The organism is Gordonia alkaliphila (genome assembly GCF_039542465.1).
Taxonomy (GTDB): domain Bacteria; phylum Actinomycetota; class Actinomycetes; order Mycobacteriales; family Mycobacteriaceae; genus Gordonia; species Gordonia alkaliphila.
In genome coordinates, this window is sequence record NZ_BAABIE010000001.1 from 1 (window position 1) to 23,913 (window position 23,913).

Here is a 23,913-nt window from a genome sequence, read left to right on the forward strand (position 1 = left end):
TCGCTCAACTCGGACGAAGCCTATGGAACAGGCGCGCCGACATCCTCGCCTACTTCGACACCGGCGTCTCCAACGGACCCGTCGAAGCCATCAACGGACGCCTCGAACACCTCCGCGGAATCGCCCAAGGCTTCCGCAACCTCGACCACTACATCTTGCGGTCCCTACTGCACTCCGGTCAGCTCGCCGAAAGGGTCAACGCACTCTGAAATCCGAAGAGCCGGCGAACCGACGTGATTCCCTTGCGTTCGCGCTTGTGGGTCTCAATTCTCGCGGGGATGTTCGTCGACTGGCCGAGATACCGATCGCCATTTTCGAACCCGAGAAGGTAGTAGCCGGAGATCCCGTCTCCGACCCGGTCAAGGGCATCCTGTACCGACGTCTTCGTCGGTTCCGATGTCGCCACTCCAAACTTGTGCTTATCGCCCCATACCGCGGCCCTGCGTTCCAGATCAGCGATTTCGGCAGAGGAGCGGTTCGCGACTTGGCTATCGAAGACCACCGAGATGGCGGTCCCCGGCATGTGGCCGCCCTCGCTGTGCCGGATCACCGGTCGATCGAATCCCGGGCGCACGGTCCACTGTGGAGCCGTGACCATGGCGATGACCAACAGTTCGTTTAGGGTCTCTTCGTCTGTGGGCGCCACGCGACCTGCGACCCTGGCCTCAGTGAGCTGCCAGTCATCGCCCCATTTCGACGGTGGTGGCCCGGTCCAGGTCAACTCGGCGGTTCCCCAGGGAAGACTGAACATGTCGGTGACCCGGCGAATAGCGGTGTCATCGACATCGTTCGGCGGATCGGCAATGACCTTGATTCGCGGGACTCTTTGCTCGGAGACCGTGAACTGAGTGCGCAGGCGCCAGCCGCTAGCCAGCAGGCCCTGGATAACTTGGTCCATCGTGGTTGTGGCTAAAGCAAATGCCTCGAGTTGAGAGTCACTCAGACCATCGTCATCGTGGATGCCGTCTGGAAGCCATCGTGTGTCGAGGAGCGTTGGGGACTCGGAAATCGCAGCTGGTTCATGGCCTGGACGCCAGTACTCGACAGCCTCGTCATCGATCTCCGCCAGCAGAGCAACATCTGGGTCGTCCGTCTTCTGGAGCCAGTACCTGCCCTCGTCGCTAAGGAAACCCAGGTGGATCGGAAAGTCGCTCGCGTCGCCGTAGAACGGTGACTCTTCCACTTGGTCTTCGGGCACTTGTCCTCCGCTCGGTCTGCAGCTCGAACCGTCACGAACTGCGCTGGAGGACATATTTTCACGACGGTACGACAATATTCGTACAGTGGCGAAACAATTCTGCGCTCAGCGACAGAGTGTGAGGTTGTGGTGCTCAGACGATCACAACCTCACACTCTGCGGGCCCAAGGGCCACGTGAATCTGGCGCGGCCTACGCCCAGCGCTGGACGAACGCGCGGATCGCGGGATCGGCGATATCCGGGTCGGACGCGGTCAGGAAGTGTTGGCCTCCGTCGACGATCGTCAGCTCCGCAGACGGGGACGCGGTGAAGCGCGCGATGCCGTCCTCGGCGTTGGCGACCGAATACACCTGGTCCGCAGTGCCCTGGAGCCACAGCACCGGGCAAGTCACCTCGTCCAACCGGGCTTCGATGCCGTCGCGGTCGCGGAGGTTGATCGTGCTGGTCCGCAGGCGACGACGGCCGGCGTCGCCGGTGTAGTTCGCCTGGTACGTGCGGATCCAGAACTGCTGCTCCTCGGCCGACACGTTCTCGCCCAAGCCCGCGCCGAGGACCGCGGTGACGAAGTCGGCGTCGACCACCCAGTCGTCGCCGACCGGTGTCGCCAGGGCGTCTACCGAGGGGCCGGCGAACTCGGCGGCGTTCCAGCAACCGCGCTCCATGCTGGCCGTGCTCTCGTAGTCCATCGAGGTGCCGAACACGACGATCCCCTTGATCACCGACGGCGCGAGCATGGCCATCCGCGTCACGATCCAGCCGCCCTGCGAGGTGCCGAGCGCGAACGCCTCGGAGATGCCGAGCGCCTCGAGGACCTGCAGGTTCGCGACAGCACTGTCCCAGTAGGTGAACTGCTCATAGGTGGCGCGGGTGGCGCCGTGCCCGTAGGGCTCGATGGCGAGCAGGTTCATCGTGTCCAGCAGTTCTTCATTGGCGAACTGCGGGCGGTAGAGCTCCACCGAAGTAGTGAAGGAGTTGACCATCACCATGGTCGGGAGCGCGGGGTCGTACTCGCGGCCGAAGCGGTAGCCGATGGTCGATCCGCCCAGGTGGGGGATGTCGATAGTCGAGGTGGTCACAGTTCTCCTTGGTCCGACCGGGTGGTGCTGTTCCCGGATGTCACGTGCGGAAAGAACGCCCCCCATCGATCTAGACCGACCGATCGTTCGGTACTCAGCCTCTCATGTAGTGACCGTCCTCACAAGTGCGGAGTGGGGCGCTTTGGAATGCGCCAGGCACGCTAGACGACGCAGTCGCCGGCTCGGGGGATCACCAGGGGAGAGCCCGTCTCGGGATCGGGGATCACCTGCGATCGCAAGCCGTACACTGCCTCGACGCGCTCGGCGGTGATCACCTCGCTCGGACAACCGGCGGCCTCGACGACGCCGTCCTTCATCATCACCAGCTGGTCGGCGTACCGTGCCGCCTGATTCAGATCGTGCAGCACCACCACGATCGTGCGACCGTGTTCCACGCGGAGCCGCTCGCAGAGTTCGAGCAGGCTGTACTGGTGGGCGATGTCCAAGAACGTGGTCGGCTCGTCGAGGAGCAGAATCGGTGTCTGCTGGGCCAGGACCATCGCCAGCCAGACGCGCTGCCGCTGCCCGCCGGAGAGTTCGTCGACCAGTCGGCCCGCAAGCGGCAGGGTGCCGGTGGCGGTCAACGCCTCGGACACGGCGGCCTCGTCCTGGCTGGACCACCGGTCGAACATCCGCTGGTGCGGGTAGCGGCCGCGGCTCACCAGATCGGTCACGGTGATGCCCTCCGGTGCGAGCGAGGTTTGGGGCAGCAGCCCCAGCTGTTGGGCCACCGTGCGGGTGCGGATCTCGCTGAGGTCTTTGCCGTTGAGCAGCACGGAGCCGGCGCCGACCGGCAGGAGCCGCGCGATCGCACGCAACAGCGTGGACTTGCCGCAGGCGTTCGGGCCGATGATCGCGGTGAATGATCCCTGAGCCACCTCGATGCTGACGTCGCGGCAAATGACCTTGTCGTCGTAGCCGACGCTGACGCCGTCGACGGCCACCACGGTGGGCGGCGCGGGAACGAGTGTGGGGATCAGCTCTGCGATGTGGGTCATGCTCTCCTCCGATATTCCGAGGCCAGAAGCCAGGTCAGATACAGACCGCCCAGTGAGACGGTGACGACGCCGACGGGGAATCCTGCGCGTTGAGCGAGGACATCCGAGGCCAGCAGCACTAGGGCTCCGACCAGGGCGGACGGAATCAGCACGAGGCCGGTACTGCGGGTCAGTCGCTTGGCGATCTGCGGGGCCGCCAGGGCGACGAAGGCGATGGGGCCGACCGCGGCAGTGACCAAGGCGGTCAGCCCGACACCGAGGACGACGGCGGCGCCGCGAATGGTTTCTACCGGGATACCGAGTGCGCGCGCGTTGTCGTCGCCGAGTTCGAGTTGCGTGAGCGGGGAGGCGATCGCCGCGACGGCGACCAGCACTACCGCCAGCGCGCCCAGGAGCGGCCACAGCTGTTCGGCTCCCAGATCGTTGAGCGACCCGGCAGCCCACACGGCTGCGAGCATCGCGGTGTCGACGTCGATGAACAGCAGGAGGGCCGCGTTGAGTGAGCTCAACATGGCTGCCACGCCGATACCCATGATGATCAGGCGGAACGGCTGCACCGAACCGCGGTGGTAGGCCAGCAGGTAGACCACGCCAGCGGTAAGGAGTCCGCCGCCCAACGATCCGAGCGCGATATCGGTGTAGCGGGTGGAACCGAACCACAGCATCACCGCGATCGCGCCGGTGTACGCGCCGGTGGAGAAGCCGAGAATATCCGGCGAACCCAGCGGATTTCGGGTCAGCGATTGGAAGATCGTGCCGGCCACCGCCAGCGCCACACCGCAGACGACGGCGAAGGCTACGCGCGGCAGGCGCCACTCGAGCACCAGCATCTCGGTGCGCGGATCGGCCTGTCCGGTCAGGGCAGCGAGCACCTCGCCGGGCGTGAGCTCGATGGTCCCCAAGCACAGGGCCACCACCGCGGTGAGCAGCAGGACGACGGCCAGCACGCCCGACACCACGGCGGTCCGCAGCCGGATGGTGCCGGACACCGGCACACGCGCTAGGCGCACATTCAGGGCGCGATACCCGTGGTCGACGCTCACAGGCCGCTCACCGACTTACGACGCGCCAGCAGGATGAGCACCGGGGCTCCGACGAAGGCGGTGACCAAGCCGACGCGCAGCTCGCCACTGGGCAAGATGATGCGGCCGAGCACGTCGGAGAACAGCAGCAATGCCGGGGCGACGAGCAGCGTATAGGCGAAGATCCAGCGCTGATCGGGGCCCACGAACCAACGCACCACGTGGGGCACCATCAGGCCGACGAAGCCGATCGGTCCGGCGATGGCGGTGGCGGTGCCAGCCAACAGCGTGATCGATACGAGCACCCCGGTGCGCAGCAGCCCGGTCCGTACCCCGTGGCCGGCGGCCACGGCGTCGCCCAGTGCCAGCGCGTTCAGGGAGCGGGCCGCCGCGGCACCCAGGAGAATGCCGACCACGATCAGGGGAGCGAAGCCCAAGACGGTGGCCAGGTCGCGTCCGCCGATCGACCCGATCTGCATGTACCGCATGCTGTCGAAAGTCTCGCGCTGCTTGAGGATCAATGCGGTGGTGAGGCCGCCGAGCGCGGCGGTGATGGCCACCCCGGCCAGCAGCAGCTTCGCGGGCGTCGCGCGTCCGCCGCCGATGGACCCCAACAAATACACCAGGCCGGTCACCACCGCGGCGCCGAGTAGTGCGAACCAGATGTAGCCGAGCGGGGCCGTGACACCCAGCAAGCCGATAGCGACGGCCACCGCGAACATGGCACCGGCGTTGACGCCGAGGACGCCCGGATCGGCCAGCGGATTGCGGGTGTAGGCCTGGGTCAGCGCGCCGCACAGCCCCAAGGCCGGTCCCACGATGAGCCCGACGACGGTGCGCGGGACGCGTAGCTCGTGAATTGTGACGTGGGCGTCGATCGTGTCGTCGTAATGCAGAAGCGCGTCGACGATGGTGCTCGGGGAGATCGCCGCGGCGCCGACCGAGATCGACGCCAGGACCGTGGCCGCGAGGACCACGACCGCCAGCACCAGTCCCAGCTTCCGGTGCGGGCGGGCGTCCGGGAACTCCGACGATGCAGGCCGCGTGCTGTGCCGGCCGGCGGCAGGGAGTGTGCTGGTCACAGGCCGGCGGCCTCATAGATCCGGAACACTTCGTCGACGATCTCTTCCGAACCCTGACTGCTCTCGTATAGGGCGTCCAGGTGCGCGCGGATCTCCGGGGCGAGCGCGGCGTAGCGGCTCTCCCACTCCTCGGAATTGTCGATCCAGTAGCCCACGGTCCGATAGCCGTCCGCCGGCCGCTTGCGGTCATGGCGGAGCAGTTTGCGGGTGGCCCGATTGATCCGCGTCTCGGAGGCGACCCAGACGAAGGTCTGCTCGTCGATCTCGGTGCGCCGCAACACCTTTTCCAAGCTGCTGGGGGCATGGCCGTTGCCGCTGCCGCGCAGCCAGATGTACTCGACGGCGGCGTCGGTGTCGGCTTCGATCTGGCAGTGGGCCCCACGGACCTCGCCGATCACCGTGGTGGGGATCAGGTGGGCGGTCAATTCCGCGATGCGCAGAGCCGCCGGCAACGCCGGTTCGTCGGCGAGCAGGATCTGCCGGTGCGCCCAGTCGGGTCGCTGGTACAGATGGCGCGGCGGCGTGATCCCCACCTGTTGTCCCGGCTCCGCCGCGGCGGCCCAGTCGGCGGCGATGCCACCGGGATGGATGACGAAGTCGATGTCCACTTCGCCGGGACGGTGGGCTCGAATCGTGTAGGTCCGCATCGGCAGCGGCGCCGCGTCGTCGGGATATTCGCAACTGTTCGAGATCAGCCTCGGCCACACTGTTTCCCGATGGGCGTCGGGAAAGAACAGACGCACGTACTCGTCGCCGATGCCGCTGGTCGGGAAGTCTCGCAGATCGTCGCCGCCCAGCGTCACACGCAGCATGCCGGGGCTGACCGTGGACGTGCCCACCACGGATCCGACGTGTAGGCGGGGGACGTAGTCGGCGGGCAGCTCTGTGTACACCCGTAGCAGTTCAGCGACGTGCTCGGACGTGGGCGACGATGCGGGGCTCACGGCGCGGGCACCACGACGCGACCGCCGCTGACTGCACTCGCCAGTTCCCGCACGAAGCCGTGGTCAATGGCCCACGGAATGCTCAGCGGGGAGGGCGCGTTGGTGGCCATGCCCATCTGTCGGCTCTCCAGGAACAGGTAGTTTCCGTCGACGATCGGCGTCCACCGCGAGAACTTCGGATCCTTGAGCGTGTCCTGGGTTTCTTGGGTGCTCGACGACCATCCGATGAACAGGTCGCTGGCGATGTCGCCGAGGTTTTCCAGGCTCGTCCCGCCGTAGACCTCGTCGCTGCCGATCTTGCCGAGCGCCTGGGCAAGATCGGGGGAGTCGACCAGCCCGAACTCGCGGATGAAGGCCACCCGTGAATCGCCGGCGGCGTACACGCCCAACTCGGTGCTGCCCGGCGAGAGGGCCACGCCGTAGAGGAACGACTTGCCCTTCATCTCCGGATGGGCGTCGGAGGCCGCGGTGATCTGGTTCTGCGTCTGGGTGATCAGTTCGTCGCCTCGGGCTTTCTCGCCCAGCGCGGTGGCCACCACGCCGGTGAGGTCCTGCCAGGTGCCGGAGCGCCAGGCGCGTTCCGGGTAGGCGACGGTGGGCGCGATAGCGCTCAGCCGCTTGTACTGGTTCTCGGTGACGCCCGAGTGCGGGGCCAGGATCAGATCAGGGTCCAGTTGCAGGATCTGCTCGTAGTCGGGCTCCTCGCCTTCCTTGAGGACCGCGGGCAGATCCTGGCGCAAGACGTTCTGCACCTGGTCGCGGAACCAGGGCGCGTAGCCTTGGTCGTCGCCCGCCCACGATTTGGGGACACCGACCGGCGCGGTGCCAAGGGCGGCGACGACGTCCTCGGCCATCCAGCCCAGGGTCACCACACGCTGCGGTTTGGCGGGGATCTCGGTGGCGCCGTGGACGTGCTCAATGGTGACGGGGAAGCCCGCGGCGGCCGGGCCGCTCGTCGACGAGTTGTCGGAGGTGCTGCACGCGGTGGTGGCGCCGAGGGCTGCGACCGCGGCCACAGCGATGGTGGCAGTCAGGAGCGTCCGCCGAAGTCGGAACATGAGAACGTGCCTTTCACAGAGGAGTGGGCCCTAGTAAGGGTTGCCTATCTTTGGTCGGGTCCACGCTATGCGGCCGCGGCGTCGACTATCGGACACTCTCGGTCGCATTGCGGACACGCCGTGCGGTCAGGGGGCGCGGCCGGGTACAAACTCGCTCGGCGGTTGTTTGAGCAGGCGACGGAAGGCGGCCGTGAAGGCACTGCTGGTGGTGTAGCCGACGCGACGTGCGACGACCCGGACCGGCAGATCTTCGCCGAGGAGCTCGACTGCGCGGGCCATGCGCGCGTGGGTGCGCCATTGGGTAAAGGTGAGCCCGGTTTCGGCGCGAAATGCGCGAGCGATGGTGCGTGAGCTCTGCGAAGTCCGGTACGCCCAGTCGTCGATCGAGTGGTTGTCGGCGGGGTCGGCCATGATCTGCCGCGCGATCTCGGCGATGCGCTGGTCGTGCGGGAGTGGCACGGTGATGGTCGGCCGCGATCCGTCGGTGATCAATTCCAGGCAGACTTCCTGCGCGCGCAGGCGCTGTGCGCGGGGCATGGGTGTCCAGTCGAGATGGGCGAGGAGTTCGCGAAGTGCAGTGTTGACCACCACGGTGCGCACCGGTCCCACGGCGCGTCGCCACGCTGTGGGGCGGATGTACATCGCGGCCGGAGTGGTCGACGATCGCCGGTCTACCGAGTGTTCGGTGCCCGCCGGGACCCACAGGCCCTGACCGGCGGTCAGGTTCCAGAGCTGGTCTCGGGTGCGGACTTCGCTGAAGCCTCGTTCGGGCCAGAAGAGCGTGTGCTCGCCGTGGCTGTGCGGCTCTTCCACGCAGCCGTCGAGGTGTCCGACGTGGCGGTGGGCCGGCGAGCGCGTGGAGAGCAAGAGTCCGGCCGGAACGAGAGCTGCGTCGGCGGCCGGGGGTGGTGGGCAGCAGCCACGAACAACCTCTCCTATAGGTGAGGCTTACCTTACATGGCGTAGGGAGTGTGCTTGTTCGTGGCGGCGTCGCCGCCGGGAGGGCGGACCGGCTGCGCTCGGTCGCCTCTCGGCGAAAGGCGCAACGCGGCTCCAGCCGAACGGAACTCCGCGAAGGCAAAGGGTTGAGCCCGGGGGACACGGAACGCAACCGATCCAGCCTGTGCAACGTCGTCCCCGCGAGGTCTATTCCGGGAGTCGTCTCGACGAAGTCGGGTGGTCAGTGCTCGCTGCGGTCAGCGAAAGTACTGCTGGTAGCGGGCGTAGGGCACCTGGCCGGTGGGGCTGGCTTCGATCGCCCGCACGACCTCCGGCGGGATCGGCGTCCAGTACGCCGGCATCGCCGCGGCGAGGCGGGGACTCACGATGTAGATCAACGCGAAGTTCACGATCCACAGCGGGGGTGCCATCGACATGCCGACCGTGGTCGTCACGCCGCCCTTGGTGTTGGTGACCAGCTGGGCGTCGCCCGAGATCTGCTGCGCGACGAACCCGAACGGCACTTCGACCGTGTAAGCGGACCGGTAGAGCGCGAGCAGGGTGTGGGTCGCGCCGTTGGCGCGCAGCCACTGGCCGACGTATCCGCCGGGTGCGATCAGCGTGTTGACCTTGCGGGTCGGTGCGTCCGCGTTCGCGGGGCTCTGCAGCTGGCCGCGAGTGTTGACGTACACGCCGTAGCTGCCGAGTACTGACGGGACCACCTGCCCGTTGATCTTGGACAGCATCGGACGGCCCACCGTGTTGGTGAGGATCGCGATGGAGGCGTCGATGGTCTTGGCGGCTTGCGGATCTCCGCCGACGCCCCGACCGCTGACCAGGTCGCGAGCCTGCTTCGGCGACAACGCATCTGATCGATGCAGGCCGATCCGCGCCGCGAGCGCGTCGGCGGCCTTCTGGCCGAGGGGCTGGTTGATCTTGCCGGGGGCGGTCGTCTTGGTCGGTGCGACGTACTCGAAGGCCGGTGCTCCGGAGAACGGAAGCGCGAACCCGGTGTTCGCGCGCGGTTCGGCGTGGGCGGTCGGGACTCCGGTGAGGGCAAGGAGACCGACCGTCAGGAGCGAGACAGCGGCGATCGGCCCGGAGCGATGCCGTCGGTGATTGTCGCGGCGCGCGCGAGGGAGTGCGAGAAGGTGTCGTGGAGTGCGCATCGGAGATCCCTTCCAGACGACCTCCGCGCGGCGGGTCGGATCCCGTCTACCTGGCAGAGCCCGATGCGAAGGTGACTCCAATCACACCGCAATGCTGGGGTCGGTGGCAAGGGTTGGCCGCAGAAATTACGGGCCATCAGAGCAGTCGCTTCCGCGTTCCCCGGCCGGATCGCGCGGCGTTTAGGTCGTTCGACTCGTGTTCCGATCTCTCGTCATTCGGGGGCCGGTGAGACGGTAACGTTCGGCGGTGCGCACATCGCTCGCCGCCTCAAGCTGGTTGGCGCGGACTCGGAGGTCAGGATCAGTGACGGAAGCCGCGGCGAGACCTGGCTACATCTATGTTCTGACCTCGCCTAACTGCTCAAGTCTCAAGATCGGGCGAACGGAGAAACTTCCGCCGCACCGACTCCGCGAGATCAACCAAACCCCCGCGTACCAGGCGCACGGCCCCTGGAGTATCGCCGACATCGTTCAGGTCAGCGACGTAGTCGCCGTAGAATCGCGGATTCACCGCGCAATCCGGTCGAGGCACAACTCGAGCATCGAGCATCAGAACGAACTATTCGAGATCTCTCTCGCCGAGGCCCGCAGCCTGTTGCGTACGGTCCCGGCAACGGCCGAGATCGACGGGTACCCCAAACTTGAGCGGTGCTTCTTCGATGCGGCGCACGCGGCGTACCTCGACGCCCTGTACGCCAGCGCAGGACTGTCGAACTTCGTCGCCGACCAAGGCGCGTGGACACTCACGCTGTTCACCACCACCGCCGGCGGGCGGTTCTTCACTATGAACATCGGACCCCATGAAGTCGCGTACTCTTCGACACCTGCCCGCGGCGAGACACGTCATCCGAACCGGCTCGTCGTCGACAAGCTGATCCAGGACTTCCCCGAGGTCGAGCGGTGGGCCCGCCAGCGTGGGGGAGGCGTCGGCGATGCCGGCTACGCCACCCAACGCGATCGCGCAACGGCGATCTCCTTCGAAGGGGACCTCACCGAAGCACGGGAGCTGCTCACGTTGCCCGGTGTCCGACGCAGCCTCATCGCGTACTGGACCGAAGGGATACTCGAGATGCGTGAGCAAGGCCGAGAGAGCGCCTACAAGCGCTTCCACCAGTGGAACGCTGCCGCGGAACTGCAGCGCCACGCCGAGGGCGCCCCATCCATCGTGCTGCGGTCAGCCGAGAGCAGCGACGCAACGTAGACGCGGCCTGCGGCTAGTGCGGGAGCAACGCGGCGAGCCGCCTCGACCACTACATCGTGCGGTCACTCCTACACTCAGGTCAGCTAGCCGACAGAATCAACGCACCCTGAACGCTGGAGAGCCCAGTTGGGCGGGGGAATCGATCGGGCTCGGATTGACCGAGCGTATCGAGCCTCCCTACTCGCGGGCTTGATCGGCGACCACCCGGTAGAACCACTTCGCGATGTCGGACATGAGGTGGGTGCGGCCGGGGGTGTTGCTGAAGAAGAAGTCGCTCATTTTCGCGTGGGCGCCTTGGTTGTCGGCCACCGCGCCGGTCACGGCGAACTCGAAGTCGGGTGACTCGGTGAACTGCTTAGCCGTGTTGACCTTGGCCTGCTGCACCAGGTCGGCGTCGTTCAGGAGGGTCCGGAGGAGGGCTTCGACGAACGACAGCTTCTGCGCCTGCGAGAAGTCCTCCGAGCCGAACAGGTCGTTGAGCCGATCGAGGACCTGCTGCAAGGCGACCAACGTCGGATCGCGACGCTCGCCGGAGCCGGTCCCAGTGATCCCGGTCAGTCCGACCTTGGCGCCGAGGCTGATGTCGGTCTTGCCCTGGTCGACCTGCTTGACCTGCTTGAGGACCACGTCGCTCAGGTCGATCGGTGCGGTGTAGTTCTCCGGTTGGATGACCCGTTCGAGGTGGCGCAGGTAGATCTGCTTCTTCTCCAGCTCGGGGTCGCCGTAGTCGATGATCTGGGACATGAAGTCGTAGAGCCGGACGAAGGAACCGACGTCGCGCCGGAACATGTCGAGCACCGCGAGCTCGGCCTTGTCACCCTCGCCGCCGTTATCGATCAGGGCCGCGTTGTAGCGGTCGGCGAACCGCTTCTGGCCCGGGCCCACGGCGGCGGACAGTGCGCTGTTGCCCTTGTTCTTCACAAAGGCTTCCGCGCACTGATCGATCTCGGCCTGGGTATAGATCGCGGCGGTGTCGAGTTTGGCCGACAGGTCATGCACCAGGTTCGGGTCGGTCTCGGTCTCGAGGAACGCGTCGGTGAAGTACGGCTCGAACGCTTCGCGGATCGCGGCCGGCTCATTGACGAAGTCGACCACCTGGGTCATCGACGCCGTCTTCGGCGTGCCCGACGGCGTGCGGTAGGTCCGGTTGAGACGCGACAGCGTCTGCACTGCAGTCACTCCCGAGAGCTTCCGGTCGACGTACATCGCGCACAGCAGTGGCTGATCGAAACCGGTCTGGAACTTGTTGGCGACGATCATCACCTTGTAGCGGTCGCCGGTGAACGCGGTCCGCAAATCACGGATGCCCGGGTTCATGTTGGCCTCGGTGAAGTCTTCCGGACCGGATTCGAGGTCCTTAACTCCGCCGGAGAACGCGACGAGCGTCTCGTAACCGTAGCCCTTCTTCGCGATGTACTCGTCGATCGCCAGCTTGTACCGGACGGCGGCCTTGCGGGAGTCGGCAACGACCATCGCCTTCGCGTGCCCGTCGAGCAGACCGGCGACGTTGTCCCGGAAGTGCTCGACGATGATCGCCGACTTCTGCGCGATGGTCTGCGGGTTCAGCTTCACCCACTTCATCACCGCCTTCGTCGCCTCAGACTGGTCCACCTCGTCGACTTCGGCGGCGGCGTTCTGGCCGATCTGGAACGCCAGCTTGAAGCTGTGATAGCCGGTCAGCACGTCGAGGATGTAGCCCTCTTCGATGGCCTGCTTCATCGTGTAGATGTGGAACGGCGCCGGCGCCTCGTCCGGGCTTGGCCGACGACCGAACAACTCGAGAGTCTTGCCCTTCGGGGTCGCGGTGAACGCGAAGTACGAGATGTTCGACGAGACCGCCCGATCGGTGACCTCCGCCGCGAGGATCGCCTCGACGTCCACCTCTCCGCCATCCTCCAGATCCTGCAACTCCTCGGCGGTGAGAACCGCTTTGAGCTTGCCGGCGATCTGCCCCGACTGCGACGAGTGCGCCTCGTCGGCGATCACCGCGAACGTCTTGCCCGCCAGCCCCTTATTCTCCCGGATCGCCGTCATGGCGTACGGGAACGTCTGAATCGTCACGACGATGATCAGCTTGCCGTCGGTCAACGCCTTCGCCAACAGCCCGGACTTGGAGCCGCCGGCCTTGGCAGCTTCATCCCGGTCGATGGCGACGACGATGCCCTGGTCGTTGTCGATCTGCTTGATCGCGTCCTGCAACTGCGCGTCGAGGACGTTGCGGTCGGTCACCACGATGACCGAGTCGAAGACCTTCTTGTTCTCCACCTGCAACCGCGCCATCCGATGCGCGGTCCACGCGATCGAGTCCGTCTTGCCCGACCCGGCCGAATGCTGGATCAGGTAGCGTTCGCCCGGCCCCTCGGCGGTGACCGCTGTGGTGAGTTCGGTGACAGCCTCCCATTGGTGAAAGCGCGGGAACCGCAACGACGACGAACGTGTGGTCTTGCCGCTGATCGGATCGGTCGACTGCTCATGCTTGATGTACATCAGCCGGCCCAGGATGTTCAGCCACGCATCGCGCTGCAGCACTCGCTCCCACAGGTACGACGACGGAGACCCGTTGGGATTCAACGGATTCCCGGCACCACCGTCGGAGGTGCCGCGGTTGAACGGCAGAAAGTGCGTCTTGTCGCCGGCGAGTTTGGTGGTCATCCACACCTCGTCGTTGGAGACCGCGAAGTGCACCAGCGCACGGGCGCCGGAAACGAACAAGGGCTGGACCGCGCCGGACTTGGGGTCCTTCGGCAGCCGTGTGGTCCGGTACTGGACGATCGCGTCAGCCACCGACTGAGTGAAGTCGGTCTTGAGCTCCGCCGTGGCGACCGGGAGTCCGTTGACGAAGAACACCAGATCCACGCTGCGGTTGTCCGCGGTGGAGAAGTGCACCTGCCGCATCACCCGCAGCCGCACCGCCGCATGCTCGGCGTTCCGTTTGGCGTTGAGCGTGGACTCGGGCCGGAACACGCACATCGCGAACTTGCCGGACAGGTGGGAGAAACCGTTCCGCAGCACATTCAGCGTGCCGCCACCGTTCTCCAACGGCAGATCGAGCACCTTCACCAGCCGATCGAGGAGCTGTGCCTCCTGCTTGGCGACGTCCTTGGCGTCGGGCCGGACCACCTTGTCGACCTGCTCGGGCTGCGTTTCCCGCAGCCAGCCGAGCACATCGTCCGGGAAGAGTGCTCGCTCGCGGTCGTAACCCTTGTCGTTCGGCGAGTACAGCCACCCGTGCGCCGCCAGATACTCGGCGATCTCCGTCTCGAACTCAATCTCATTGTGCTGCGCCATCACTCAAGCCACCCCATCCCGCACATCGATCTGACCGGTCACCGCAGCGGTGATCAGCGCTGCGCGACGCTCCCGCGCTAGCTCGATGAACCGATCCGACTCTACGACGAGCGTGTCGATCTTGGATATCTGGGAGTCGAGAGTGTTAGCGATGCGCCGCTGTTCACTGATACTTGGTAGTGGGACCTGGAGGCTTCTTATATCGTCAAGTGCCAGCTGCAGTTTTGTTCCGCCAGCTGCGCCCCGTTGCAGCTGGTTCTGGCCAGCAGATGTCAGCATCGCCCAGCCGATGAACCGGGGTTCAGCGGCCCTGCTATCCAGCCTGCAAAGTGCGACGTGCTGGCTGACGTAGCCGTTTATCCAAGTTTGATCTACGACTGCTACAGATCCGAGGTAAGCGGTAATTGAAAAGAGCAAGTCGCCGAGCTCTAGCCTGGTCCGCTCGCCTTCAGTTACTTCTGGTGGAAGGTCAACATGCTCAATTTCTCCCCGGAGTCTTAGGTCGTGGCGAGGCAGATTGCCGATTCGTAGAAATCGCTCGCCTTCGTCGGAGTAGTAGGCTCCCCAGCCTCTCGATCCACTCGTCAGGAAATCTGTGATCCGCCGAAGTGGAACTGGCGTTGCCGCGAGGCTCGCGATGGTCTCGTCGAGAGTGGCCTGACGACGTTCTAGGAGAAGGTCGATGAGTCGCTGCTGCTCCTCGATGAGTGTGTCGATCCGGGCCGTCTCCCGGTCCAGGAAGTCGGCGATGGTGCGCTGCTCTTCGACAGTTGGGGGCACGGCTACAACAATCCGCATGAGTGCTGATTGGGTCAGCTTGTCTCGAGTTGATCCGTAGATGTATCGACTATAGTCGACGCAATTCAGTGCGTATGCGAGCCATCGCGCGTCCGTCTGACCGTTTGGTTTCAGTACGTGTATGTGGTTGTTGGGCCAGATCGGCCCATCAATGTGAAATGCGACGGGCCGGTTTCGATCGAAGAACGGTGCCCCATCCTCACCAATAAGCACGACTTCTTCGTCCACGAGAGGTATGTCGACGTACCCTTGGATGGAATTGGCGCCCCAGTAAGGAATTGCGCCAGGGCGCTCGTTTCGCTGCTCTGAGTTCAATGGTACTCGCAGATAGTCCCAACACTCGGCGAGTCGCCGCAGTGGTAGTTCGTGCCACCTGATCATTGGCCTTCTACCTCCCGCAGCAGCTCCATGATCTTGGCGACCTGCTTGTCTAGGTCGGCATCGATCTCGGAGAGAGGGCGGGGCGGTACATACTTGTAGAAGTGTCGGGTGAAGGGGGTCTCGTAACCGACCTTGGTCTTCTTTTCGTCGATCCAGGCGTCGGGGACGTGGGGGAGGACTTCGGTTGCGAAGTACTGCTTGATGGTGGCGTCGCGGCCGAGGTCGCCGTCGGTGTTGCCGCCGTAGGTGAAGGGGATGTTCTCGGTGTCGCGTTTCTTGGGGTCGGGCTTCGGGGTTCCCTTGCGGTCGGTCGCCGGGTTGGCGTCGTCGTCGAGGAGTGGGCGCTCGACGGTGATGGTCCAGTAGCCGAAGTCGTCGGCAGTGAACACTTTGGAGTAGTCGGGGTCGGCGTCGTCGAAGGCGTCGTAGAGGGCCAGGATCTTGTCGCGGGCGGCTTCGTCGAGCTCGCGGTTCTTGGCGCCGAGGCTCTTGCGCATCTTGGTCCAGAACGAGGTGGCGTCGATCAGCTGGATCTTGCCCTGGCGTTCTGGGCGCTTGGTGTTGTCGAGGATCCAGATGTAGGTGGCGATGCCGGTGTTGAAGAACATATTGGTCGGCAGAGCGACGATCGCTTCGACCAGATCGGACTCGAGGAGCCACTGCCTGATCTTGGAGGGGCCGGATTCGGCGGCCCCGGTGAACAGCGGGGAGCCGTTGAGGACGATCCCGGCGCGGCCGCCGCCGTCGTGCGGGGTACGCATCTTGGAGGCGAGGTGAGTCAGGAACAGCATCTGGCCGTCGCCGATGGACGGGAGTCCGTGGGAGAAGCGGGAGTTCGGTGCGAGAGCTTCCTTCTTCACCGCCTCGGCCGAGGCTTTCCAGTCCACGCCGTAGGGCGGGTTGGACATGCAGAAGTCGAAGGTGCGGTCGAAGAATTGGTCGTCGGCGAGGGTGTCGCCGAGGCGGATGTTGTCGACGTCCTGGCCCTTGGCGATCATGTCGGACTTGCAGATGGCGTACGACTGGTCGTTGATCTCTTGCCCGTACAGGCGGAGGCGGGCGCTCGGGTTGCGTTCGAGGAGCCGTTCTTCGGCGACCGAGAGCATGCCGCCGGTGCCGGCGGTCGGGTCGTAGATGGTGCGGACGCTGCCGGGCTCGAGGAGGGCTTCGTTGTCCTCGGCGAACAGCAGATCCACCATGAGTCGGATCGCGTCGCGCGGGGTGTAGTGCTCGCCGGCCTCCTCGTTGGAGGCTTCGGCGAACTTGAAGATGAGGTGCTCGAACAGGTCGCCCATCTCGGCGTTGGGGACGGTGTCGGGGTGGAGGTTCACTTCCGCGAACTGCGAGGTGATCAGGTACAGGCGGTTCTTCTCGTCCAGGGTGGCGAGTTCGTTCTCGAACTTGAAGCGCTCGAAGACGTCGATGTTCGCCGAGAAGCTGGTGATGTAGTCCATCAGGTTCACGCGCAGGCCCTCGGGGTCTTCGAGGAGCGTGGTGAAGTTGAACGGGCTGGTGTTGTAGAACGACAGCCCGGTCTTGCGCTTGACCTGCACTTCCAGCGCGCCACCCGCGTACTTCTCTGCCAGTGCGCGGATCTCGTCGCGGTGCGGTTCGAGGATGCGGTCCAGGCGCCGGAGGATGGTGAACGGCAGGATCACCCCGCCGTACTGGTGCGGCTTGTATACGCCGCGGAGCTGGTCCGCGATTCCCCACACGAAGTTGCCCAGCTTGCTCAAGTCATTCTCTCCTTCAGCTGTTCTCGCCGCACTCGCCAGGCTAATTACAGCCCACGCATTCCAACGTGAGTTGGACGGGTTCGCGGTTACCGGCCCGACCGTTGGCTGGTGAATCCCTCATCGAGTCGGCGGGCCAGCTCGGCGAGGTCGAGGTGTGTGCTGCTGGCTTCGATGATGAGGTCGTGAGCGGCGTCGTCGCCGAGGGTCCACACTTTTCCGGTGTTGCGGAAGTAGATGAGACGGACCCCGATCCATCCGCATCGCTTGTTGCCGTCGACGAGTGCATGGTTACGGCACAGCGAGTCCAGAAGTGCCGCGGCCTTGAGCGAGAGGGTCGGGTACTGCTGTTCGCCGAAAGCGCTGACGCTGGGGCGGAGGACACTGCTTTCCAGCAGGCCCAGGTCCCGGACTTGCGGGCTCTCGCCGTAGACGGCCTGGTAGACGCGGATGATGTCGGTGATTTGCGGTGTCCAGAGCACCGTTAGGTCACGTTGCCGAGGCGGTCCAGCAAGGCCTTGTCGTGGGTGACGATATCGGCGATCGCGTCATCCATGGACCGCAGGCCGTGTTCTTGGAGCCCTCGCTGGACCTGCTCGGTGACGAACTTGCTGATCTGGCCCTTCGGGATGGTCTCGCGCAACTCAGTCGCCACATCGTCGGGCAGGGTGACGAGAACTCGGGCGACCATGACGACTCCTTCGAAGATATATCGAGTATATATCGGGTAGATGGGCTCCCAGGGCTGAACAGTTGCGGCACTTCTTCGACTCCCAACCCGGGATGTCGGCGCCCGCGGAAGCAGTGGGTGTGATGTGCTTCACGGCTGTAGGCAAACCTTAGCGGAACAGACTCAACCCTGCGGAGGTTGGAACTACACGAGAGGCGCAAACGCCTCGCAAGATTTCCTGCAACCGCAGGCCCGAAGCCAGGCTTCGGGGAAGACTTGAACCGCTGAAGAAAGGCGAACCTCGTGGACAGCTTCACCCCGACCACCAAGACGCAGGCTGCGCTGCAGGCTGCCGTTCAAGACGCCGCCGCCGCGGGTAATTCCGATGTGCGTCCGGCCCACATCCTCGTCGCACTGCTGGAGCAGGCCGACGGCATCGCCACCCCGCTGCTCAAGGCGGTCGGGGTGGACCCCAAGCATGTCCTGACCGAGGCCAAGAACCTCGTCGGTCGTGCGCCCGTCGTGTCGTCGAGCAGCGCGCAGCCGCAGCTGAGCCGCGAGTCGATCGCCGCCATCACCGCGGCGCAGAACCTCGCGACCGAACTCAACGACGAGTACGTCTCCACCGAACACCTCATGGTCGGCCTGGCCACCGGCGAATCCGACGCGGCCAAGCTGCTGCAGGGCGTCGGCGCGGGCCCCGAGGCGCTGCGCGAAGCCTTCCAGGCCGTCCGCGGCACGGCCCGCGTGACCAGCGAGAACCCGGAGGACACCTACCAGTCGCTGGAGAAGTACTCCACCGACCTCACCAAGCGTGCCCGTGCGGGCGAGCTGGACCCGGTGATCGGCCGCGACAGCGAGATCCGTCGCGTGGTGCAGGTGCTGAGCCGTCGTACCAAGAACAATCCGGTCCTCATCGGCGAGCCCGGCGTCGGCAAGACGGCGATCGTCGAAGGCCTGGCGCAGCGCGTCGTCGAAGGCGATGTGCCCGAGTCGCTGCGCAACAAGACCGTCGTCTCCCTGGACCTGGGTGCGATGGTCGCCGGTGCCAAGTACCGCGGTGAGTTCGAGGAACGACTCAAGGCCGTCCTCGACGAGATCAAGGCCGCCGACGGCCAGATCATCACCTTCATCGACGAGCTGCACACCATCGTCGGCGCCGGCGCGACCGGCGACTCGGCGATGGACGCCGGCAACATGATCAAGCCGTTGCTCGCCCGCGGCGAGCTGCGCCTGGTCGGCGCGACGACGTTGGAGGAGTACCGCCAGTACATCGAGAAGGACGCCGCCCTGGAGCGACGCTTCCAGCAGGTGTACGTCGGCGAGCCCTCGGTGGAGGACACCATCGGCATCCTGCGCGGCCTCAAGGAGCGCTACGAAGTGCACCACGGCGTGCGCATCACCGACTCCGCACTGGTCGCCGCGGCCAGCCTGTCCGACCGCTACATCACCTCCCGGTTCCTGCCGGACAAGGCGATCGACCTGGTCGACGAGGCTGCCTCGCGCCTGCGCATGGAGATCGACTCCCGGCCCATCGCGATCGACGAGATCGAGCGCATGGTCCGTCGTCTGGAAGTGGAAGAGCTCGCCCTGGAGAAGGAGAGCGACGCAGCGTCCAAGGACCGGCTCGACAAGCTCCGCGCCGAGCTCGCCGACCAGCGCGAGAAGCTCAACGAGCTGACCGCCCGCTGGCAGGCCGAGAAGGGTTCGCTCGACGCCGTCCGCGACGTCAAGGAAGAGCTGGAGAACTTGCGCGGCGAGGCCGATCGCGCCGAGCGCGACGGTGACCTGGGCAAGGCCGCTGAACTCCGGTACGGGCGTATCCCGGCGCTGGAGAAGGAGCTCGACGCGGCGATCGAAAAGGTCGGCGGCGACGCTTCCGGTGACGTGATGTTGCAGGAAGAGGTCGGTCCCGACGACGTCGCCGAGGTGGTCTCGGCGTGGACGGGCGTGCCCGCGGGCAAGATGCTCGAGGGCGAGACCGAGAAGCTGCTCCGCATGGAGAGCCACATCGGTCAGCGCGTGATCGGCCAGGAAGAGGCCATCGTCGCGGTGTCCGACGCGGTGCGTCGTGCCCGGGCCGGCGTCGCCGACCCGAACCGGCCCACCGGCTCGTTCCTGTTCCTCGGACCGACGGGCACGGGTAAGACCGAGCTCGCCAAGTCGCTCGCCGAGTTCCTGTTCGACGACGAGCACGCGATCATCCGGATCGACATGAGCGAGTACGGCGAGAAGCACAGCGTCGCACGACTCGTCGGCGCGCCTCCCGGCTACGTCGGGTACGAGGCCGGCGGTCAGCTGACCGAGGCCGTGCGTCGTCGCCCGTACTCGGTGGTGCTCTTCGACGAAGTGGAGAAGGCCCACCCGGACGTCTTCGACGTGCTGCTGCAGGTGCTCGACGAAGGTCGTCTCACCGACGGCCAGGGTCGCACGGTGGACTTCCGCAACACCATCCTCATCCTGACGTCCAACCTGGGCGCCGGCGGGGACCGCGATCAGGTGATGGCGGCGGTGCGTGCGGCGTTCAAGCCGGAGTTCATCAACCGGCTCGACGACGTGCTGATCTTCGAGGCGCTCAGCCCGAAGCAGTTGGTGGCGATCGTCGACATCCAGCTGAAGAACCTGGCCGACCGGCTGGCACAGCGTCGACTCACGCTCGACGTGACCGACGACGCCAAGGAATGGCTCGGCGAGCGCGGTTACGACCCGCTCTACGGCGCCCGTCCACTGCGTCGCCTGGTGCAGCAGGCAATCGGCGACAAGCTCGCCAAGGCGCTGCTGGCCGGTGAGATCCGCGACGGCGACACGGTGCACGTGGACGTCGACCCGGCGACGGACTCGCTCACGGTCGGCTGACCGTCGACAATTCTGCAGCCCGCAGGAAAACCGCCCCGCTCCGAGAATCTCGGAGCGGGGCGGTTTGTGTTCGTCGGCTAGCGCGGGCAGGCGGCGTCAGTCGCTCGCACCGTCGCGGCCGCGCAGCGGGGCGACGGCGCGGGTGATGGCGGCGAAACGGCCCAGGTGCTCGTTGAGCACTTCGCGGGCGATCGCCGGGTCCGGGATCTGGCCGTGGTTGAGCACGAAACTCAGGCCGTACGGGTTGCCGTCGAGCTTGTTCATCGTGGCGCTGGCCGTGCTCGGCGGGACCAGGATGCAGCCCCAGGAGGCGCCGACCGCGTTCAGGTCGTCCACCACCCGTTCCTGACCGGAATGGGCGAAGGCCGCGGTGGCCATCGCGGTGAAGGTCTTGTTGAAGTAGTGACCCGCGACGGCGGCGTCGTGGTGTTCGTCGATGAACGCCTTGATCGACGCCGACAGCAGCCCGGTGTGCGACGGCGAGGTGAAGACGAAACCGTCGGCCCACGCGAGGTCGTCGGCATCGGCGAGCGGCTGGTTCTGTGCCGCAGGCTGCACGTCGCTGGGCAACGCCACCTCCCGGACGCGGCGGATCCGGACTTCGGCGCCGGCGTCGGTCAGCGCGGATTGGGCCAAGGCGCCCAACGACGAGTTGGCGCCGAAGAGGCTGGAGAAGACGATGAGAATGCGCGGGGTGCTCACGCCTCGATAGTAGGCCGGTCGGGCCCGACCGCGGGGCGAGTGCGCTGGGTTGCGGCACCGGAGACCCGGCGCGGCCTCGACTAGCCTGAGGGCCATGACCGCGACCGTCGCCGAGATCGCTCGAGCCCAGTACGTGATGTTCACGACCTACCGCAAGGACGGGACGCCGGTGGCGTCGCCGCTGTGGGCCGCCCCGGACGGCGATCAGCTGGTGCTCTGGACTGTCACCGACTCCTGGAAGGTGAAGCGGTTGCGGCACAACAACAACGTGCTGGTGCAGGCCTGCGATGCGCGCGGGAAGAAGACCTTCGGTCCGGTGGTGGCCGGCGTCGGTGAGGTGATCGACCGGGCCACGGCGGCCCGTCTCATCGAGCGCAAGTACGGCCTGGCCGGCCGGTTGACCATCCTCGGGTCGCGGTTGCGGCGCGGAGCGTCGGGCACCGTCGGGATCCGGGTGTCCGACGTCGTCTGAGTGACTGCCGATCAGGATCGGCCGAGCATGCTGACGGCGGCGCGGACGTAGGCGCGCGCGGCGGTGGCGAGCTCGGTGAGGGAGACCGACTCGTCGGGCTGGTGGGCCTGGCCGTTGATGTCGCCCGGTCCCATCACCACGGTCGGCACGCCGAGGTCGCGGCTGATGAAGCCGCCGTCGCAGGCCGCGGTCCAGCCGCCGACCGAGGTGCTCGCACCGCTGTCGGTGACGGCCGCGGTCACCGCGCGCACGAGGGGATGATCCTCGTCGGTCGCGAAGCCCGGCATCTCCATGGTGGGGCGCAGGGTCACGGTGATGCCGTCGGTGTCGATCCCGGCGCCGCTGATCGCGTCGCCCAGGTCCTGGGCGATCACCTCGATCGACTCGCCCGGCATCAGGCGTCGGTCGACGCCGAGGTAGCAGTTGGGCGCCACCACCGAGATACCCTGCCCGCCGTCGATCACGCCGACGTTCCAGGTGCCGAAGCCGAGTAGGGGATCGGACTGGGCGGCCATGGCGGCCTGGTCGGTCATGATCAGATCGATCACCGCGGCGGCGGCCTCGATGGCGCTGCGTCCGTCGGAGGGGCGGCCCGAGTGGGCGGCCCGGCCGGTGATCTCGATGTCCAGGTACGACGCTCCGCGGCACCCGCGGACCACCTGCAGGCTGGTCGGTTCGGCGACGATGGCGCCGAGGAACTCCAGCGGCGGGGGCTCGGCGACGAACCGGCGGACGCCGGTGCCGTGCTCCTCCTCGTCCACGGTCGCCAACAAGTGCACCGGGCCGGACAGTGCGATCCCGAACTCGCAGGCGCGGGACAGCGCCGACATCGCCGCGACGGCGGCGGCCAGGCCGCCCTTCATGTCGGTGGTTCCGCGCCCGATCAACAGGTCGCCGTCGCGCCGGACGACGAACGGGTCGCCGGTCCAGTCAGGGCCGGCCGGAACCACGTCCGAGTGACCCAGCAGGAGAAGACCGGGGCCGGAACCCGCCGCGGTCATGCTCGCCAGCACATTCGGGCGGTCGGGGGCGGCCTCGGTGAGACTCACCGCGAATCCGGCGGTGCGGCAGGCGTCGGCCAGCACGGCCGCGGCAGCGGCCTCGGTGCCGCCCGGGTTCACGCTGGGCGTCTCGACCAAGGTGCTGGTCAGAGCTTCGATTAGGGCGACGTCGACCGTCTGGGCGAGGGCATCGACTGCGGCCGCAGAAGGCGTTTTCATCGTCGTCCTTTCATCAGTTCCGGTAGGAGGAGTCGAGTCGTCCTCCGGTGCGTGAGCGTTCGATAGTAGGCTAAGCCCGATGACCACCGTCTATTTCGTGATTGCGGCCCTCGCGCTGATCGGCGCAGGCGTGCTGCTCTGGTTGGACCATAACCGGTCCCAGCAGGTGCATCACCAGCGTGCAGTGTGGGGCCAGAAGCATTCCTTCAAGTTCCGTGACGCCGACAGCAAGCTGCTGACGGCGTTCCACCGTGCCGCCATGGACGTGCCCGACCACGTGCAGGTGCGCGACGTGGCCTACGGCCTCTACGCCGGCGCCGAGGCAGTCGTCTTCGACCTCGCCGAGACCGCGACCGTGGTCGCCGTGCGACGCCCGGAGGCGTCGTCGGTGTCCGTCGACCTGCGGTACGAGGACGTGCTCGCGCCCGCCGAGGGCGACCTCGACCTGCTGGGGGCGATGGGTTCGCGCGTGATGTTCGCGAGCAACCTCGACGCGGCCCGACGGATCTGCGACCGCCGCATGGTGGCACTGGCCACCGAGGCGCCGTCGTACCTGGAGATCTTCTGGAACGAGGGCAATTGGGCGCTCGGCTCCATGCCGCTCACCACCGACGACGAGCGGCTCGACGTCGCACTCGACACGGTGCGCCGCTTCGCCGACCTGCTGCGCGTGCTGCCGCCCGCGGTGGATCCGCAGGATGCGCCGGCCCCGCGCGACCCGCACGGTCCGATCAGCGACGAGCTGGCCGACGAGAAGACCGATGCGCTGCGCGACAAGCAGGGGCGCGGTCGTCGTCGACTCGATGACGACGACGATGCCGACGGTCCGCTCCCCGCCGCTCCCTACAGCGCGCCGACCGGCGGACCCCGCCCGTCGCCGCTGGACGCCACGCCCCGCCCGCGTCGTCACGTCGAGGAGTCCGACGACTACTACGACGCCCCGCGTCCGTCGCGCCCGGCACCCCAGCAGCGCCCCGCGCACGAGGCGCAGTCGTACGAGCGTGCCGCTCCGCAGCGTCCGGCGCCGATGCGCCAGCGACCCACCCGCGATCGGCTCGATCCGCCGGATCTGCCGCCGCGCGGCGACACGCATCCGCTCGACTGAT

General features: G+C 66.4%; 21 protein-coding genes. 5 read left to right on the plus strand and 16 right to left on the minus strand.

Annotated features, from left to right (window positions below; all coding sequences use genetic code 11):
• Nucleotides 1–209, plus strand: a 209-nt coding sequence (locus ABD989_RS00005; RefSeq protein WP_345311965.1) for a transposase, incomplete at its 5' end; no start/stop codon positions are given.
• Here the strand turns inward: ABD989_RS00005 and ABD989_RS00010 are convergent.
• From ABD989_RS00010 to ABD989_RS00050, 9 genes are all read right to left on the minus strand, one after another.
• Entirely contained in the window at nt 179–1,198 is a 1,020-nt protein-coding gene (locus tag ABD989_RS00010; protein ID WP_345311966.1) for a hypothetical protein, read from the minus strand. The two genes, ABD989_RS00005 and ABD989_RS00010, sit on opposite strands and share 31 nt — an antisense overlap.
• A gap of 191 nt (nt 1,199–1,389) precedes the next feature.
• Complete coding sequence (locus tag ABD989_RS00015; RefSeq protein ID WP_345311967.1) at nt 1,390–2,274, minus strand: alpha/beta fold hydrolase; 885 nt, start codon at nt 2,272–2,274, stop codon at nt 1,390–1,392.
• A 161-nt stretch (nt 2,275–2,435) separates the two neighbouring features.
• Nucleotides 2,436–3,272 (minus strand): ABC transporter ATP-binding protein, encoded by an 837-nt coding sequence (locus tag ABD989_RS00020; RefSeq protein WP_345311968.1) that lies wholly within the window; start codon nt 3,270–3,272, stop codon nt 2,436–2,438.
• Nucleotides 3,269–4,261 carry a FecCD family ABC transporter permease gene (locus ABD989_RS00025; protein WP_246993689.1) on the minus strand — a complete coding sequence of 331 codons (993 nt, stop codon included), beginning with the start codon at nt 4,259–4,261 and terminating at the stop codon, nt 3,269–3,271. The genes ABD989_RS00020 and ABD989_RS00025 overlap by 4 nt, the downstream gene beginning before the upstream one ends.
• A 50-nt stretch (nt 4,262–4,311) precedes the next feature.
• Nucleotides 4,312–5,376: a FecCD family ABC transporter permease gene (locus ABD989_RS00030; RefSeq protein ID WP_345311969.1), complete on the minus strand. Its 1,065-nt coding sequence runs from the start codon at nt 5,374–5,376 to the stop codon at nt 4,312–4,314.
• Nucleotides 5,373–6,320 (minus strand): siderophore-interacting protein, encoded by a 948-nt coding sequence (locus ABD989_RS00035; protein ID WP_345311970.1) that lies wholly within the window; start codon nt 6,318–6,320, stop codon nt 5,373–5,375. The genes ABD989_RS00030 and ABD989_RS00035 overlap by 4 nt, the downstream gene beginning before the upstream one ends.
• Nucleotides 6,317–7,336, minus strand: coding sequence for an ABC transporter substrate-binding protein (locus ABD989_RS00040; RefSeq protein WP_345311971.1), 1,020 nt, complete (start codon nt 7,334–7,336; stop codon nt 6,317–6,319). The genes ABD989_RS00035 and ABD989_RS00040 overlap by 4 nt, the downstream gene beginning before the upstream one ends.
• A 168-nt stretch (nt 7,337–7,504) precedes the next feature.
• Nucleotides 7,505–8,245 carry a helix-turn-helix domain-containing protein gene (locus ABD989_RS00045; protein WP_345311972.1) on the minus strand — a complete coding sequence of 247 codons (741 nt, stop codon included), beginning with the start codon at nt 8,243–8,245 and terminating at the stop codon, nt 7,505–7,507.
• Between the two features lie 329 nt (nt 8,246–8,574).
• Nucleotides 8,575–9,486: a hypothetical protein gene (locus ABD989_RS00050; RefSeq protein WP_345311973.1), complete on the minus strand. Its 912-nt coding sequence runs from the start codon at nt 9,484–9,486 to the stop codon at nt 8,575–8,577.
• A 304-nt stretch (nt 9,487–9,790) separates the two neighbouring features.
• Here ABD989_RS00050 and ABD989_RS00055 point away from each other — a divergent pair, with 304 nt between their 5' ends.
• A complete protein-coding gene (locus tag ABD989_RS00055; RefSeq protein ID WP_345311974.1) occupies nt 9,791–10,687 on the plus strand; it encodes a GIY-YIG nuclease family protein in 897 nt (298 codons plus the stop codon).
• A gap of 177 nt (nt 10,688–10,864) precedes the next feature.
• Here the strand turns inward: ABD989_RS00055 and ABD989_RS00060 are convergent, their stop codons facing one another.
• The 5 genes from ABD989_RS00060 to ABD989_RS00080 form a co-directional block, all read right to left on the minus strand.
• Entirely contained in the window at nt 10,865–13,975 is a 3,111-nt protein-coding gene (locus ABD989_RS00060; protein WP_345311975.1) for a type I restriction endonuclease subunit R, read from the minus strand.
• A gap of 3 nt (nt 13,976–13,978) precedes the next feature.
• Nucleotides 13,979–15,154: a restriction endonuclease subunit S gene (locus tag ABD989_RS00065; RefSeq protein WP_345311976.1), complete on the minus strand. Its 1,176-nt coding sequence runs from the start codon at nt 15,152–15,154 to the stop codon at nt 13,979–13,981.
• Nucleotides 15,151–16,890 (minus strand): type I restriction-modification system subunit M, encoded by a 1,740-nt coding sequence (locus tag ABD989_RS00070; RefSeq protein WP_345311977.1) that lies wholly within the window; start codon nt 16,888–16,890, stop codon nt 15,151–15,153. The genes ABD989_RS00065 and ABD989_RS00070 overlap by 4 nt, the downstream gene beginning before the upstream one ends.
• Before the next feature lie 86 nt (nt 16,891–16,976).
• The gene (locus tag ABD989_RS00075) at nt 16,977–17,351 is read right to left on the minus strand and encodes a type II toxin-antitoxin system death-on-curing family toxin (RefSeq protein ID WP_372493286.1); all 375 of its coding nucleotides are present in this window, start codon (nt 17,349–17,351) and stop codon (nt 16,977–16,979) included.
• A 20-nt stretch (nt 17,352–17,371) separates the two neighbouring features.
• Entirely contained in the window at nt 17,372–17,578 is a 207-nt protein-coding gene (locus ABD989_RS00080) for a hypothetical protein (protein ID WP_246993703.1), read from the minus strand.
• A gap of 282 nt (nt 17,579–17,860) precedes the next feature.
• On the opposite strand from ABD989_RS00080, the gene clpB reads away from it, so the two are divergent.
• Nucleotides 17,861–20,413 carry an ATP-dependent chaperone ClpB gene (gene clpB, locus ABD989_RS00085; RefSeq protein ID WP_246993704.1) on the plus strand — a complete coding sequence of 851 codons (2,553 nt, stop codon included), beginning with the start codon at nt 17,861–17,863 and terminating at the stop codon, nt 20,411–20,413.
• 96 nt (nt 20,414–20,509) lie between these two features.
• Here the strand turns inward: clpB and ABD989_RS00090 are convergent, their stop codons facing one another.
• Nucleotides 20,510–21,115, minus strand: a complete 606-nt coding sequence (locus ABD989_RS00090; protein ID WP_345311978.1) for an NAD(P)H-dependent oxidoreductase — start codon at nt 21,113–21,115, stop codon at nt 20,510–20,512.
• Nucleotides 21,116–21,209: 94 nt separating this feature from the next.
• Between ABD989_RS00090 and ABD989_RS00095 the strand changes: the two genes are divergently transcribed.
• On the plus strand, nt 21,210–21,587 hold the full coding sequence (locus ABD989_RS00095) for a PPOX class F420-dependent oxidoreductase (RefSeq protein ID WP_246993706.1): 378 nt from the start codon (nt 21,210–21,212) through the stop codon (nt 21,585–21,587).
• An 11-nt stretch (nt 21,588–21,598) separates the two neighbouring features.
• On the opposite strand, the gene ABD989_RS00100 is transcribed toward ABD989_RS00095, so the two are convergent.
• Nucleotides 21,599–22,807 (minus strand): M20 family metallopeptidase, encoded by a 1,209-nt coding sequence (locus tag ABD989_RS00100; RefSeq protein WP_345311979.1) that lies wholly within the window; start codon nt 22,805–22,807, stop codon nt 21,599–21,601.
• Between the two features lie 79 nt (nt 22,808–22,886).
• Between ABD989_RS00100 and ABD989_RS00105 the strand changes: the two genes are divergently transcribed.
• Entirely contained in the window at nt 22,887–23,912 is a 1,026-nt protein-coding gene (locus tag ABD989_RS00105; RefSeq protein WP_345311980.1) for a hypothetical protein, read from the plus strand.
• Nucleotide 23,913 lies beyond the last annotated feature (1 nt).